General features: G+C 50.0%; 9 protein-coding genes. 2 read left to right on the plus strand and 7 right to left on the minus strand.

What is annotated here, in order from left to right:
• Window positions 1–8: 8 nt before the first annotated feature.
• Window positions 9–2192, minus strand: coding sequence for a LuxR C-terminal-related transcriptional regulator (locus NQ534_RS21250; protein WP_242655418.1), 2184 nt, complete (start codon window positions 2190–2192; stop codon window positions 9–11).
• Between the two features lie 557 nt (window positions 2193–2749).
• Between NQ534_RS21250 and NQ534_RS21255 the strand changes: the two genes are divergently transcribed.
• Together NQ534_RS21255 and NQ534_RS21260 are read left to right on the plus strand one after the other, a co-directional pair.
• On the plus strand, window positions 2750–4477 hold the full coding sequence (locus NQ534_RS21255) for an IS1634 family transposase (RefSeq protein ID WP_040785292.1): 1728 nt from the start codon (window positions 2750–2752) through the stop codon (window positions 4475–4477).
• A 624-nt stretch (window positions 4478–5101) separates the two neighbouring features.
• Complete coding sequence (locus NQ534_RS21260; protein WP_006864296.1) at window positions 5102–5956, plus strand: Rpn family recombination-promoting nuclease/putative transposase; 855 nt, start codon at window positions 5102–5104, stop codon at window positions 5954–5956.
• Window positions 5957–6056: 100 nt separating this feature from the next.
• On the opposite strand, the gene NQ534_RS21265 is transcribed toward NQ534_RS21260, so the two are convergent.
• The 6 genes from NQ534_RS21265 to NQ534_RS21290 form a co-directional block, all read right to left on the minus strand.
• A complete protein-coding gene (locus tag NQ534_RS21265) occupies window positions 6057–6365 on the minus strand; it encodes a DUF7724 family protein (RefSeq protein ID WP_006864295.1) in 309 nt (102 codons plus the stop codon).
• A gap of 113 nt (window positions 6366–6478) precedes the next feature.
• On the minus strand, window positions 6479–8170 hold the full coding sequence (locus NQ534_RS21270; RefSeq protein WP_006864294.1) for an AAA family ATPase: 1692 nt from the start codon (window positions 8168–8170) through the stop codon (window positions 6479–6481).
• Between the two features lie 259 nt (window positions 8171–8429).
• Window positions 8430–10082 carry a hypothetical protein gene (locus NQ534_RS21275; RefSeq protein WP_006864293.1) on the minus strand — a complete coding sequence of 551 codons (1653 nt, stop codon included), beginning with the start codon at window positions 10080–10082 and terminating at the stop codon, window positions 8430–8432.
• 22 nt (window positions 10083–10104) lie between these two features.
• Window positions 10105–11190: an FxLYD domain-containing protein gene (locus NQ534_RS21280; RefSeq protein WP_006864292.1), complete on the minus strand. Its 1086-nt coding sequence runs from the start codon at window positions 11188–11190 to the stop codon at window positions 10105–10107.
• 25 nt (window positions 11191–11215) lie between these two features.
• Entirely contained in the window at window positions 11216–12340 is a 1125-nt protein-coding gene (locus tag NQ534_RS21285) for a hypothetical protein (RefSeq protein WP_006864291.1), read from the minus strand.
• Window positions 12341–12470: 130 nt separating this feature from the next.
• Entirely contained in the window at window positions 12471–15437 is a 2967-nt protein-coding gene (locus NQ534_RS21290) for a beta-glucosidase (RefSeq protein WP_006864289.1), read from the minus strand.
• Between the last annotated feature and the right edge of the window lie 216 nt (window positions 15438–15653).

A 15653-nucleotide genomic window follows, 5' to 3' on the forward strand; every position in this document is an offset into this window, starting at 1 on the left:
CGGCATGTCTATATCAGTTTCCGTTTCCTCGCCTCATTGACTGCGGCGGTCCGGGTGTTCACACCCAGCTTCCGGTATGTTTCCTTATTATGGTATTTCACAGTGTTTTCCTTTACCCCCATGCGCTCCGCGATCGCCCGCGTGGAAAGGCCTTCCGCCTGCATCCTGAGCACCTTCAATGCCTGCTCCGGCAGCCGCACCTCGGCGTCCGTCCCCTGCTCCATATAGCGGGGATAGAATTTCTCCATCCTGCGGCACTCATCCAGCACCTCTGTCCGGAAGTCCCCATCCTGCCAGGTGAGATCCGCTGTTTCCAGGAGGTCCAGCGCAGTGCCGCACTCACGGGAGAACAGCCGCACGAAATGGTAGCTTTCCGCCTGTGTGACGCAGCCCTGCAGGGTCTCCCTCCATTCCTCCCGCCCCGCGCGGTACAGCGCGATGGCAAGGAGCAGGGATGCTTCCATGTGGATATAGGTGCGCTTCATCTTTTCCGCATAATACAGGAGCTGCTCCAGGAGCGCCAGGGCTTCCCCGGTCTTCCCTGCCATCAGGCAGACGCGCGCTTTCGTCAGGTACCGGAACCTCTCCAGCGTACAGAACGTCCCGTTCTCGTCCGGTGCCTTCTCCATCCACTCCGCTGCCCTGGCGGGCTGCCTCCGGTACAGGTATATCCTGCACAGGAAGGCATCCGCGTTGGGCAGCGTCCGGGGTGCTTCCTTTTCCGCGCGCTCCCGGTAGGCTGTCATGATATCCTCCGCGAATTCCGCGTTCCCGTTCAGGACTGCCACCCACGCAAGCAGCGCCGCCGCCACAAAGCACAGCTCCGTCTTCCCGCCGCCTTCCGCGGCAATCCTTCCTTTTTCCGCCAGCCGCATGACCTCGAAGCTGTCCATGCCTTTCTCCAGGCCGCTCTCCGCGAGGGCAAGGGGCACCAGCCCTTTCCCGTACTTCCCAAGGACGATGGACGCCGCCTTCCCGATGGAAGCCGCCAGCTCCCGGTCATGCCTGCTCCACTCACAGAAGTCCTTCCCGCCGTTCATCAGGGAGGGGAGGTTCGTGGTCACGGAAAACTCCGGCAGCGCCGTCCTCTGCCCCGGAAGCAGGCTCCCCGCGTTCTTTATGAGTGATGCAATGTCCGCGCTCCCCCTGTGGGGCAGGGCGATGTCCAGGTAGAACAGCCTGCGCCTCGCCTCCCGGCGTTCGCCGCCGCTGTGTTTCTTTGCATATTCCTCCAGTTCCCGGTACCAGCGCTCGCTCTCCTCCGTGTCCATTAAAATGGAATGCAGCATGCTCATGTAGCACATCAGCACCGGGTCGCCCAGTATCATCTCTTCCGGAAGCGACAGGTAGTAGCCACGCAGCTCGAAGTAGGAGCCTGCCGCCGGGTTCCTCCGGGCATTGGCGGAAAGCACCCGCCGGATGTCCTCCGCATCCCCGTATTCCCCGTACATTTCCAGCGCGTCCACGTCATCCCTGCCGGTGATCATCGCCGCCAGCTCCTTTGTGTAATTCTCCACGATGGACGTTTCCATCAGGAACTCGGAAAGCTCCTTTTCCCACTGGTCGAAGATATGGTTCTCCAGCCAGAGCCACATGTTCTTTACCGCCAGGTCCACGTCCCCGTTTTCCAGCGCCAGCAGCTTCAGAGATACCGGGTGGCCTTTCCCCAGCTCCCATGCCCGGTCCGCCGCCTCCGGCTCCAGCCGGATGCCGGACAGTTCCAGGTACGCGTCCTGTCCCCTCCTGGTAAGGCAGAGGTCCTTCTCCCCGATCTCCGCGAACCGGTATTCCACCTGGAGCGGGAGCAGCCATCCGGGGACGGGCGCGCGGGAAACGAGTACCAGGCGGACACCCTCCTGCCCGGCAAGCTTCCGGAAAAGGGCTGCCCAGCATTCCTTTATTTCCTGCAGGGTGACGGTGTAAAGGTCGTCAACCACCACAATGCGCTCCTGGCCGTCCGGCTTCACGCCCACCTCTTCCGGCTGTGTTTCCCGTGCGGAATAATACTCGTACTGTTTCCGTGCGAGCACCTCCCTCGCCAGCCTGGTCTTGCCGGTGCCGGTGACGCCGTACAGGTACGCCACCATCCCCAGCTCCAGTGCTGCTTTCAGTTTCCGTTCTGCTGCTTTCGGTCTTATGTATACGTCATTGTCTGCTGTGTTTTTTCCTCTTTTCCTGCTTTCATCCTGCACCGCCGTCACCTCCTGTATCCCTGTATGTGTCCCTTAACATTCCTGTAAGCTCCTGCCGGATTTCCGGCAGGAACAGAAGTGTGCCTGCACACTTCTGCCGTGCCACGCGTGGTCAGCTTCTGCTGACATCTTCCATTCACGCGGGTGCACATCCTGCCAGAGTTTTTTGCGTCATCTGGATGACACCTGCCACCGGCAGCTTCCTCCGGATGCATGGCAGCAAAAAACCGCCAGAAGCCGGGCGGCATTCCTGCCACCCGTCTCCTGACGGTTTCCCTGTATCCTGTATGGAAGACACCACAAAAAATCAGAACATCAGTCTGCTCTGCTCTCAGATTATCGCTTACTTTGCTCATGGTGTCAACTCCTGTCCCGGTAAAAAATGTTATTTCGTTTGCATTATATCACGGAAAATAGCACGGGAGTTTGACAATTGAATAATCGAAAAATCCTCTGCAGGCCGCATAAAGCCTGCGTTTTTTGTGTCAACTTTTTTGTTTTATTATATTGTATTTTATTGCAATGTATTGTATAATAAGGGCCAGGAGGGTTTTTATATGAGAGTTACAACATCAAAATCAAAAAATTCGGAATCATTTTATATTACGAAAGGTTACGTCAATAACAAAGGTGTTAGCACTTCTGTTATTATTCGAAAACTCGGAACCTTGAAAGAACTTCTTCCAGAACACGGTCCTACCCGCGATGATGTCATGAAATGGGCCAGAGAGGAAGCCAGACTGGAAACACTCAGATACAAAGAAGAACAGCAGGCCAAGTCGGTTCAGATAACTTTTCACTCTGACCAGAAGCTGGATTATAGTCAGCAGGTCTTTTACCGCGGAGGATATCTTTTTCCACAAGCCTTTTACTATCGTATCCAGCTTGATAAGACTTGCCGAAAGCTCAGAGATAAATATAAATTTAAGTATGATATCAATGCCATCCTTTCCGATCTGATCTATGCCAGGGTTCTGGAACCAGCAAGTAAGCGTTCTTCTTTTAAGATAGCTTCTGAATTCCTGGAAAAACCTTCTTATCAATTACATGATATATACCGGGCTCTTGATGTCCTGGGAAATGAATGCGATTTCATCCAGTCTGAAGTTTATAAAAACAGTCATCTTCTCGGAAAACGAGATGATAAGATACTTTATTATGACTGTACAAACTATTTCTTTGAGATCGAGCAGGAAGATGGGGAGAGAAAATACGGGAAAGGAAAAGAACACCGGCCTAATCCAATCATTCAAATGGGGATGTTTATGGACGGAGCTGGAATTCCTCTTGCTTTTTCCCTTTTTCCCGGAAATGCGAATGAACAAACATCACTAAAACCTCTGGAAGAAAAAGTCCTCCAGGACTTTGGTTGTACAAAATTTATTTACTGCAGTGATGCCGGACTTGGTTCAGAAGCCATTAAAAGAATAAACCATGCAGGCCAGAGAGCTTTTATTGTTACCCAGTCCATCAAAAAGCTGAATAAAGATGACAGGAAATGGGCACTGGACAAAACTGGCTTTAAACGTGTTTCCGATGATTCTCCGGCAGATCTTTCCAGACTTACAGAGGATGATGCCGGCCTGTATTATAAGGATGAACCATATACCCCTCATTCACTGCACCAGCGTCTCATTGTCACTTACTCTCCTAAATATGCAAAATATCAGAAAGCAATACGTGACGCACAGGTAGAGCGTGCCGAAAAAATGCTCCATTCCGGGAAAGTAAAAAAAGAACGCAGAAACCCGAACGATCCCGCACGATTTATAGGTAAGATTGCAGTTACAGAAGAAGGAGAAGCTGCTAAAATCAAGAATTATCTGGATACAGATAAAATAGAAACCGAAGCGCTCTATGATGGAATGTACGCTGTAACTACAGATTTGTTAGATGATGACGTAAAAGATATTTTAAAAGTAAGCGAGGGCCGTTGGGAAATCGAAGAATGTTTCCGCATCATGAAAACAGATTTTGAAGCAAGACCTGTATTTCTTCATGACGATGTGCGTATCAAAGCACATTTCCTGATCTGTTTTCTTGCATTAGTCATATACCGTTACCTTGAAAAAAGTTTGGGAAATGCCTATACCTGTGAAACAATCCTGGACAAACTGAAATCCATGAATTTTGCTGATGTACAGGAACAGGGGTTCATGCCACTTTATACACGGGACAAACTAACCGATGCCTTACACGAAGCATGTGGTTTTGAAACAGACTTTCAATTCATTACAAAAAGCCAAATGAAAACAATCCAGAAAAAAAGTAAAGGGAGAAAATAAAATACCATACTTCAAAACAAGAGCAAAACACCTTGCAACCAGCATAAACACTGGGTTTGCGAGGTGTTTTAGCCTTCTCAACTGTCAAAGATGGGATTATCGCTTACTTTGCTCATGGTGTCAACTCCTGTCCCGGTAAAAAATGTTATTTCGTTTGCATTATATCACGGAAAATAGCAAAAATCCACTATCCGAAAGTGTAGTTAGGGTGTTTTTTTGGCACTTTTTAAAAATTTTCATTGTTGTGCATAATTTTATTCTTTTTATTTCCCTTGAATTTGTTAATTTTTAACAATCACATATCTTCATGCATTGTTAATATCTTACATGGTCTGTCCGGAAGCAAGAGGGAATATCCGCATTTCTTCGTCCGCTGCTGTTCAATATTTTCAGCTTTTCCATTTCTGAAAATTCTATGACAAAGCAAGCTCCATTATATTCCCATATTGAATAATTCAATCACAAATTATATTTTATACATACATTTTTCATAATTTTGTTGTATATTATTAAATATGATTATATGTCTGACTCACACTGGCAGACTCTGCTACCAGGGATTTCGTAAAATGGCTCTTATCGGAAAATATCAGACAATGTACGCAAAAAAGGAGATGATTCAACATGAAAAACGGGCAGCCCGCAGATAATACTTTACATGCACGCTACGAAAAATATGAGCAGATTCTGAAAAATCTGACGATTATGAGCGACATGTTTATGCGGAATGTTTTCAGAAAAACAGAATGTACAGAATACGTTCTTCAGGTTATAATGAAAAAAGAAGGATTAAAGGTTCTTGAGCAGTTCCTGCAGAAGGATTTCAAAAACTTGCAGGGGCGTTCCGCAATTATGGACTGTGTTGCCACGGATACAGACGGAAGATATTTCAATGTGGAAATCCAGCAGACTAATGAGGGTGCCTCTCCAAAACGCGCCCGGTATCACAGCGGGCTGATGGATATGAATATACTTAATCCCGGACAGGATTTTGATGAACTTCCGGAAAGCTATGTAATATTCATAACTGTACGTGATTCACTTGGGTATGGCCTTCCCATTTATCATATCGATCGGGAGATCAGGGAAAACAGCGAGAGTTTCCCCGATGGTTCACATATCGTGTATGTGAATTCCAGTAAACAGGAGAATACGGAGCTCGGAAGGCTCATGCATGATTTTCACTGCAAAAGCGCAGATGAAATGTACAGCCAGGTTCTGGCAGAAAGGGTACGTGAATTAAAAGAAACCAGAGAAGGAGTTGATTCTATGTGTCGGGAAATGGAACAGATTTACAAAGAGGGCATTGAAGAGGGTATTGAGAGAGGCATTGAAAAAGGCGAAATGCAAAAAGCAAAAGAAGCCTCCTTTATACTCGCGGATATGGGATTGCCATTGGAGCAGATTGCACGGGCATTCCATGTCGATGTGCCACTCATACAGGAATGGATAACAGAAAATATAAGCGCAGCAAAATAGTAGCCGTAAATCCCCTCTGTCAGCAGATTCGCTTCCAGAGGGGATCCTTATTTTTCTCTAAATATACTGCTCCGCCGTCATGCTGCTCGCTGGTACTCTCTCAAAATCTGGTTTCGACCTGCTTCCAGCAACAACCTCCGTCATAGGAAATCCTCACTTTCTCGATTGGCTTGAAAAAATCATCCGCATCAAAATAGAGTGCCTGCAATATTGGCACCAAATCAATATATTCTTCTTCTGCCTCCTTATTGTGCGCATACTTTGCCATGACTACCAGATACCCATTATCCCATTCCTTCACTTCCGTATATTTTTCTAATGAATACGGTGCACGAAACCGAATAATGTATTTCCCAAATTGGAATATTGTATAATCACGGTCGCTGCTTAGTATTGCTTCATTTGGCATAATTCAAAATCCTTTCTGTATTTACATTGACACCAACTTTCATGTTTTTCAACAGACGGGCTTCTATCAGCCAGTCATCAATCCCTTTATGCGTTCCATGTATCTCAACATCATCAGTCTGCCAGCTTTATAAGACAAGTCTTTCCCCGGAACGCTGCGCCATAGCACAGCACGGTCTTATAGCCTTCAAGCTCAAGGTTTTTCTTATACTGTTTCTTCTCAATCTGATGAAGCGCATCCGCGCATTCTTTTTCCAGGCTGTTCCCGTTTTCTTTCTTCCCGGACCATTTCACCTCGATCACAAGCGCACGCCTGCGCCGCTGTTCTTTTATAATAACGTCCGCCCTGCCGGTTCCGGCTTCTGCATTTGACTTCACCGCATATCCCGCTCCCAGGAACATGCCCGTGACCATCGCATGGTAATAATCTTCTTTATAATCAAAATAACTGATCGTATCAAATAAAATGTCCGTAATCTCTTGCGTCAGTTTCTCTGCGTCGCCGCCCCACCATGCTTCAAACAGGGCGGTGCGGTCCTGCGCCGCGATTCTTTCCTCGAACCACTTTTTCACCGTACTGCTGAATACGGATTTCACTTCCTCGTTCGGAATACGCAGTGCCATTTTCCCGTCCTCCGGCTGCATTTCCTCCGGAAGCTTCTCCGGCAGAACCTGTGTCAGATATCCAGTCAGATACAGGATGCTCCACAGGTTATCCTCTGTGGAATGGGCAATGTCATATGTCAGGTCCTCGCGAATCGGCTCCTGGATCACTCCTCCGGCGAGCAGGGTCTCAAATTTGTCGTTGACATTGATCTGCGGATGGTCGATAAAACGCCGGATGATGTTGTTATGACTCGTGTCGATCCAGTAATTTCCGGGTTTTGCATCCGGTTCCGTCATCAAAGCCCTGACATGGTTAATCACATCCCACGGACAGTATATCTCTTTTTCGCCGAAGAGGTACCCGTCGTACCATTTCTTCATTTTAGGCAAAGCATCCTGCAGTTCAGCAGCATCCAGCAATGCGGTCACTTCTGCCTCGCTAAACCCAAAGCAATCCTGGTATTTTTTACTGGAAATCGAATTGGAAATAAAGTTGTTCGCTCCTGTAAAAATGCTCTCCTTAGCAATCCGGAGGCATCCGGTTACCACAGCAAATTTTAAATTCGGATTAGATTTCCATACCATGCCGAGCATTATCTTTATGATATTCAACATTTTTTTATAGTATCCATTGTCGCTGGCCTTGGCAAGAGGAACATCATACTCATCAATCAGCAGAATAACTTCTTTTTCATAATATACTTTCATCATGCGGAGCAGTGTATCCAGCGAGCACTGTACATCCGTAATATCTGCTTTCCTTGATTTCAGTTCCAGAAAGACCGCTCTGTCAGTCAGATCCACCTTATCGCTATCCGCTAAATATGCGTGTTCAATACAGAGTTTTGAAATCGTCTTTTCCAGAATTCCATATGCATCTTCAAAGCAGTCGCCCTCCACATCCTTCAGCGTCAGAAACAGCACTGGCCACTGGTTCATCCATTCCGAACAAAACTCTGTGTATTTCGAAATTTCAAGCCCTTCAAAAAGTTTCCTGCTATTCTTGCGGATGTCAAAAAACTCCGCAAGCATACTCATTGTGAGCGTTTTTCCGAAACGGCGCGGTCTGGTAATCAAGTTCACATCAAACGTTTCACTCAGCAGTTCCCTGATGAATCCCGTCTTATCAATATAGTAGCAATTACTTTCCCGCACCTTTTCAAAATTATCAATACCATACGGCAGATTCACTTTCGCCATCTGTCCTCACACTCCTTCCCCGGTCATCCGGTCTCACTGTCTTCCAGCACCGTATAATAATCCCGTTATGTTTACCATACCATAAAACCTCCCCCTGTTGCAAGAGGATTTACAGATAAGTTCTCTGAATTTTCAGACAATTTTTAGACATAGCCTGCCTCCCAGTAAATGCAGAAAAATAAAGAACGCTTCCAGGCATTTAAACCTAAAAACGTTCTTCACCGGTGAGGATTTTTTTCACAGCCTCATCTACTATTGTTCAGCGGATTACCATAAGCATCAGCAATATGACAGATACTGCACACCAGACAAGCTGCGGTATACCGATGCGGCACAGAAGAGACCGGGTGTCCCCCTCCTCTTTTTTCTCTGCCAGTGCCGTAATCACGTAGCAGACGGTTCCAAGCGCCGCTCCGGCTGCCAGATTCGAAAGGAGTAACGTTCCGGCTACCGTTGTCATAAAGGGGGCAGTTTCTGTAAATTTTTTCAGCTCGGGGTACATACTGCCAGCTATCATGGATACTCCGACCAGAACCATAACGATATCGGCAACTACAAATCCGGTTTCCGCCATAAGCTGCATCACCGTTCCGTAGTGACCATACAGGTTAAAACTGATATCATAGGAAAAAGATGTTGCAAAAATAAACGGTACGATCCACACAAAGATGGATACAAGGAATCCGATGGACGCCACCACCGATGCCAGTCCCGACTTCGCTCCGTCTTTACCTGCAGCAACGGATTCTTTTCCGATGCTTACCGGCGTCGTACCGATCAGCGGAGCCGCGATGTTGATCACCGCATTGCACAGAAGCGCCTTCTGGACATCCTTCTGCTCGTCGGCATCAAATACTCCGGTGGCTTTTGATACCGCCTGCAGCGCCGCCTCCGATTCGTACATGTTCAGCAGCAGGAAGGTAAGGATTCCCACCGCAAACAGCAGCGCCACGCTTCCGCCTGCTTCTGTGTAGGCGCTGAAATCCGAACCTTTTGTGAGCACCCTGGTGAAGGAAAAACTCTTCAGCATAGCGGACAGATGCGTCTGCATGGCATCCTCGCTTCCCACCATCCACAGGCGTCCCCAGAGGGAATCCAGCGCAAATTTCTTCGTCTTCCAGTCGAAGCACACCCGGAAGATGCTCACCAGCAGGTAAAATGCCGTTCCGCCCATAAGGGAGATAAAAAACGGTCGCTTCGTGCGCTGGCGTACAATAAGGAACAATATTACCGTAAAGATTACCGCGATCGTTCCGATCAGCAGCAGCGGATGATACTTATCCGTTGAATAGGAATACTGCGAAAGCGCCACGCCGCCGGAGAGCAGAACGTTCTCATTTTCCGTAAGACCGTTGGTGCCCGCACCGTAAATGGTGATATTGCTTGCCGTCAGATTTATAATTCCGGTAAGCTGGAGGGCGATCCACGCCATCAGAAGCCCGGAGGCCGCCGGAAGCGCCCTGCGCACAGGCTGCGGCAGTGCCCGGAAGATAAACTGCTTTACTCCCGGCACCGCCACCAGAGCGGTGTATATGATGGAACTGATAAAACACACAAACAACAGATTATAGTAGTTCAGCCCCGTCTCAATTCCTATCATGGACACCAGAACCGTGGAAATGCCAAGCCCGGAGACCTGCACCAGCGGCAGTCTGGCAACCAGACCGATCAGAAGGCTGCCGGCAAACGCGATAATCATAGAAAGGAACCAGGTCAGCGCGTAGTATTCCCCGTTGACGGCGATCTGCTGCGAGGTCGCCGCCGCATATTCCCCGGAAATACTCAGCTTTGCAATTAGCTGCATATTGATAAATAATCCGCAGACCGACAGGAAAAACATGCCAAGTCCGGCTGTAATCTCCTTTCCAATCGTTCCGCCTCTGTCCTTGTAGTGAAAAAATCTGTTCATCATAACCTCCACTCCTTCTAATCTTTTATTCCAGCAGCAGTCCGGAAATTCCCTGGGCCGCCGCAGTATCCACGCGGTCCTCCTGCTGCCCCGGATTTGCCCCCGGCATATCCATCAGCGTCGGGTCTGTCCAAAGCTCTGTTGTAACTGCTGTATATTCTTCGGTGCACTCCCCGTCTGTCAGCGTGATTTCCAGCGCCGTGCTCACCTGGGAGTCTTTTGTGTAATCGTCCTTCGACAATGCCTGCGCCGTCACATAATAGGTGCCCGGCTCCAGATTATAGGTATAAATATCATTTTTAAATGCAAACGTTGATTCGTTGCTGTCAGAAGTAATCGTGTAAAAATGCGGTCCTTCCGACGTGCTCCAGCCCCAGATGTAAATCATGCCCGGCGGATTCTTGCGCAGGGTATCCATCAGCGGCTGCAGATCGACCGTTTCCGACTGTACCTCCTGCGTACACTCTGCATCCGCGTAGAAGGTAAACTTCATTTCCGGCATGTACTGCGTAAAAGCGTAATCGCACAGTGTCCACCAGTCCACTACCAGCTCAAGCTGATTGCCGCTCGTCATCGCCAGCAGCTCCGGACGCTCCAGCGTCTGATCCACGCCGTACTGGATGCTCACGGTGACAGGAGCCGGGCTTGCATAGTCCGTTCCCGCCGGGGCAAAGGAGGTCAGATTTACATGATAGGTTCCCCATGCCGCGCCGGAAAGGTCCAGCGTGCCGGAATATTCCCCCGTCTTGCCACCGTTGATTCTCTTTGAGCTTGTAATATATTCGCCCGTCTCATTGCCGTTTTCATCCAACGCATAAAATCGCACAAAGTAGTAGCCCACCCGCTCATCCGTCGCGTTGAAGGAATATTCCCCCGTATTCGGATCGATCTGAAAATCGGTCGGCGCGCCAAGCTGGTCCTCAGATGCTTCCGCAGCCTCCGTTTCCACCGTATCCGCCGCTTCTGTCTCCGGCGCCTCTGCTTCTGCCGCTTCTGTTTCCACAGCCTCGGTTTCCGCTTCTGTCACCACTTCCCCGGCATATGCCGCGGACGGCACCGCCGCAGAAAGTCCCGCGCATAAAACAAGCGCCCACAGTTTTTTTCTCTTCATCTCACATTTCCTCCATTTTCTCTTCTTATTCCAGCAGCTCGCCGTATACCTCCTGGTCGCCCGCAAAATCTGTCCGGTCTGTCTGGACGCCGGCGCTCGCATACATGCGCTGGAAGCCATATGCCGGGTCTGTCCACAGCTCCGTGGAAGCCGCCGTAAATTCTTCCGTGCTCTCTCCCTCCGTAAGAACGATTTCCACCGCCGTGCTCGCTTGGGAATCCAGACAATATTCATCTTTTGAAAGCGCCTGGCAGGTCACATAGTAAGTGCCCGCATCTAAGGTGTAAGTAAAGATATTGTTGATAAAGGAGAAGCTGACCTCCTGCGTTCCCTGCTCACTTTCCGATGTCACCGTGTAGAGATGCTCTCCTTGATTCATCGCAAAGCCCCAGGCACTGCCGTTTGCCGGCGGGATCGCCTCGTAGCCGTCTCCGTCCGGAAGTGCCGCCAGGTCTACAGTATCCGAGAATACCTCCTGCGTACACTCCGCGTCAGAATAAAACGTAAATTTCATATCGGGGAGATATTCATAGTAGAGATAATCCGAAAGAGAATACCAGTCTACGATCAGCTCCGCCTGATTTCCGCTTGTAAGTATCAGCATTTCCGGGCGCTCCAGCGCTTTCCCGATTCCATAATGCGCCTTCAGCGTCACTGCCTCCGGGCTGCTGTAGTCCGTTCCCGCCGGTGCGAAGGAAACCAGATTGATATGATAACCGCCCCACGGCATTGCAGATACATCCAGCGTGCCGCTTGCTTCCCCTGTGCTGCCGCCTTTGATGCGCCTGGAGCTTACGACATATTCTCCTGTTTCATTGCCCTCCTCATCCACGTGATAAATACGGATAAAATAATAGCCCATGCGCTCGTCCGTCATCTGAAAAGAGTATTCCCCGGTATTCGGGTCGAACACAAAATCCGTCGGCGCCTGAAGCTGCGTATCTGAATTCTCCGCCGCGATTTCCTCTGCAGCCGCTTCGTCCGCAGCCGTCTCTTCTGCTGCCGCTTCCGTGCTCTCCTCCGCTGCAGTTTCCTCCTGGGTTACTTCCGCCGCAATTTCCGTCTCCGCCGTCTCCTGCGCATATGCCGTTCCCGGAACCGCCGCCAACCCGGCGCACAGACAAAGCATCGTTATTTTCTTTTTATTCATATTCTGCCATTACCCTCCTTCTCCATATCTTTGCATAATCCCCGGCAGCGCTCTGCAGCGCCGCCGGAAATTTCTCTGAAATCTTTCTGTATCGTCTGCCTGCTGCTGTAAGCACAGTGGGCAGTCCTATTTATTCTGCCGCCGCATCCGAGGAGCCGCAATACTGATAAAGTGCGTCTCTCATGATGTTGTGGAGCATATAGCGCGCATAAACAGATTCCGTCGGATCGCCGTATGCATCTACTGTTGCAGAAGCGTTGATATAGTTGCTGATGCTGAGCATGCTTCCCTCGATGCAGAGCATTGCCTGCGGTGTATTGTAAACGTCACCGGTACCTCCGTCGCCGTCGGTGATGAGCATACCGTGCCATCCCCACTCGTCTCTCATCATGGTCTTGTACATTCCATAGTGGAACCAGCTCATACCGATTCTGTTCAGGGAGCCCATCACACCGTCTGCACCATATTCCTTGATGCTGATCTCATACGGTACCATGTAAAGCTCACGGATTGCCTGCTCATTTGCCCAGGTCGTGTTTCCGCCGCGGTTTGTATCGCCGTCGTTCAGCGCGCAGTGCTTGATGAATACGTTTGTTCCTGTGGACATGATTCCGGAAACTGCGTTGCCGCCAATCTGTCCGGAGAGCAGTCCGTCCTCAGAATAATACTCAAAGTTACGTCCGCCAAACGGGGAGCGGTGCAGGTTCATTGCCGGTGCATATGCATTGCCGATGCCGTACAGTACACACTGGTTGCCGTAAGCAACACCCTCTGCATAAGCAAGGTCCTTGTTCCAGGTCGCTGCGATCGTAACGGCGCAGGTAAACCAGGTACCGCCGCTGTACTGTCCGTTGCCCGGTTCGCCCGGTCCGTCCACTGCAATTTCTTCGCTCTTTCCAACGCTGCTCACTGCCGGAACCTTCCAGCCGCTGTTGCCCTGCAGCTCAATCGCTTCATCCATAGAGGTCTCCGATGCCAGCATATCCCAGATTGCCAGCCCTTCCTCGGTATCGATCGGCACATTTGCCATATCGTCCACGGTCAGCTTATGATAGGAGCCCTCTGTCGGTTCCTCCTCCACGACTACCGGCAGACCGCTTTCCGTTGTCTCACCCTCTACTACATAGTAGGTCTGATCCCAGAGCGGATCTTCCACTGCCGCTGCATCCTCGCCGTCCGGTGTTGTCTCCGCAAAAGGCATCATATTGTTGCCGTTTGCATAAATCGTCTCTGTTACGGTTGTCTTTTCGCCCTTCAGATAAGTCTCAAAGGTATATTCCACACTGTCTGTTCCCTTTACCGCAAGCGCCTCTGCAATGCCGTCCGCCAGCATTTCATTCGGCTCTTCGTTGGAGGTATGCTCCATGATGGTCGCCATGCCGCCCGCAATATCATTTCTGGAAAGATAGCCCTCCAGCATGTTTCCGTCACCCGCGGTCACATCATCCATCGCATTTTTCGCTACTGTTACATCGGAATCTCTTGCTCCCGCGTACTCTGCGTCCGCCACATCGCCGCTCTCATCATAGATAATGGAGGTCTCCAGCGTCACTGCCTCTGAATCGCTTGCCGCGTTCTCGCTGCCTTCTTCGCCCCACTGATGCGCGTCCTTCTGCACGTTGAATTTATAGTCGCCCTTTTCCAGAACATAGCAGCCCTGTCCGAAGTTATCGAAGGATGCCAGGTCATCAGTATCAAATTCAATCGTCACTTCCTCAGAAGCGCCCGGCTCCAGTGTGGAGGTCTTTCCGAATCCGACCAGCACTACCTTCGCCTTTTCCAGTCCGACGCCCTTGATGCCGAAGTTATCGGTATCGCTCTGATACGGCGCTTCCATGTAAAGCTCTACCACATCTTTGCCTGCCACATCGCCGGTATTTGTCACCGTCACGGTCACGCTGTTCGTACCGTGCGCCTCCAGGCTGACATCGGAAGCGGTGATTTCCTCAGTAAACTCTGTGTAGGAAAGACCGTAGCCGAACGGATACTGTACAACCTCCTCATAGCCCGTAGCTGTTCCGTTCTTAAATTCGATGCTGCTGAATTCCTCGGAATCGAAGTAGCCTACAGAATCCGCTGTCTCGTAATAGCGGTAGCCTACGTAGATGCCTTCCTCGTACTGATAGAAGGTCTGGTTGTCAGCGTTTGCATAACGGTTGTCATCTGTATTGTAATAGGTCGGATTCGTTGTCATATCGTATGCGTAGGTATCTACCAGGCGTCCCGACGGATTTGTGCGTCCGGTCAGAATCGTTCCGACGCCTACCACACCTGCCTCGCCCGGATGTCCGATCCACAGGCAGGCATCTACGTTGTACTCCTCCGAATCCACGAAGCCGAGTTCCATTGCAGTTGCGGAGTTGATCAGCACGATGGTGTGCGTATAATTCTCTTTGCAGAACGCAAGCAGGTCTTTTTCCTCCTGGGTGAGCTCCAGATAGGTGCTTCCTGTCAGCGTGCTTCCATCCCCGTCATAATCCATAGAGGGCGATGCTCCCTCTGCTCCGGAACGCGAGAAGGTTACGACTGCATAATCTGTATAACCATCTGCTGTCAGTACATCCTTGCCGCTCTCATAAACATCGGAACTGAACTCGTGTACCGTCGTGTAGCTTGTCCAGTCACCGCCGCCGGCGCCGCCTGTTCCAAAAATATCATCGCCGCTGTCCTCACCGGCGCTTGCGCCCGGATTGGAGTCACCGTTGTTCCGGTAGCCACCGCACTGCTCCTCCAGCCAGCTCCACGCCTCTTCGTTGACATCCAGCCCCGCCTCGATAAACGCATCGTTCATCATAACGGTGTTTTCGTCGTCCTGTCCTCCGGCGGAGCCTGTGCCGCCCTCCACGTAGTTATAGGACATAGCGCCCAGCATGGTCACCTTTGTTCCCTCTGCCAGCGGCAGGCAGTTGTCGTCATTTTTCAAAAGGACTGCGCCCTCCGCCTCTAACTGTACATTGACATCGTACCCTTCTGCGTAACACTCATCCGCAGTGGGAGCCGCCTGGACGTAAATGGTCGCCGGATTCACCACGGACATTACCATTGCTGCCGCAAATGCCATACTTGATATTCTTTTTACTGCATTATGCTTCCTCATATTTTCCCTCCTGAATTGTTTCTGCGGTTTCTTTCAGCGGATTTTCTTTCCCCCTTTTTGCTGTGTCTGAAACCGGAATTGCTTGTTTTTTTGTGCCATCAGCATAACACGATTTCCATTTAAGTTTTATTTTCTGGCATGATTGGTAAATTTTGCGGCACGATTGGTAATTTTTCGTCAAAAAACAGCACAGCCGTTTTCCGGTTGTGCTGTTTT

Source organism: Marvinbryantia formatexigens DSM 14469 (assembly GCF_025148285.1).
GTDB classification, from domain to species: domain Bacteria; phylum Bacillota; class Clostridia; order Lachnospirales; family Lachnospiraceae; genus Marvinbryantia; species Marvinbryantia formatexigens.

Bases quoted from the DNA above. Each gene is read 5' to 3' on its own strand.
- NQ534_RS21255 (WP_040785292.1), top strand. From the start codon at position 2,750: ATGAGAGTTACAACATCAAAATCAAAAAATTCGGAATCATTTTATATT.
- NQ534_RS21260 (WP_006864296.1), top strand. From the start codon at position 5,102: ATGAAAAACGGGCAGCCCGCAGATAATACTTTACATGCACGCTACGAA.
- NQ534_RS21265 (WP_006864295.1), bottom strand. From the start codon at position 6,365: ATGCCAAATGAAGCAATACTAAGCAGCGACCGTGATTATACAATATTC.
- NQ534_RS21270 (WP_006864294.1), bottom strand. From the start codon at position 8,170: ATGGCGAAAGTGAATCTGCCGTATGGTATTGATAATTTTGAAAAGGTG.
- NQ534_RS21275 (WP_006864293.1), bottom strand. From the start codon at position 10,082: ATGATGAACAGATTTTTTCACTACAAGGACAGAGGCGGAACGATTGGA.
- NQ534_RS21280 (WP_006864292.1), bottom strand. From the start codon at position 11,190: ATGAAGAGAAAAAAACTGTGGGCGCTTGTTTTATGCGCGGGACTTTCT.
- NQ534_RS21285 (WP_006864291.1), bottom strand. From the start codon at position 12,340: ATGAATAAAAAGAAAATAACGATGCTTTGTCTGTGCGCCGGGTTGGCG.
- NQ534_RS21290 (WP_006864289.1), bottom strand. From the start codon at position 15,437: ATGAGGAAGCATAATGCAGTAAAAAGAATATCAAGTATGGCATTTGCG.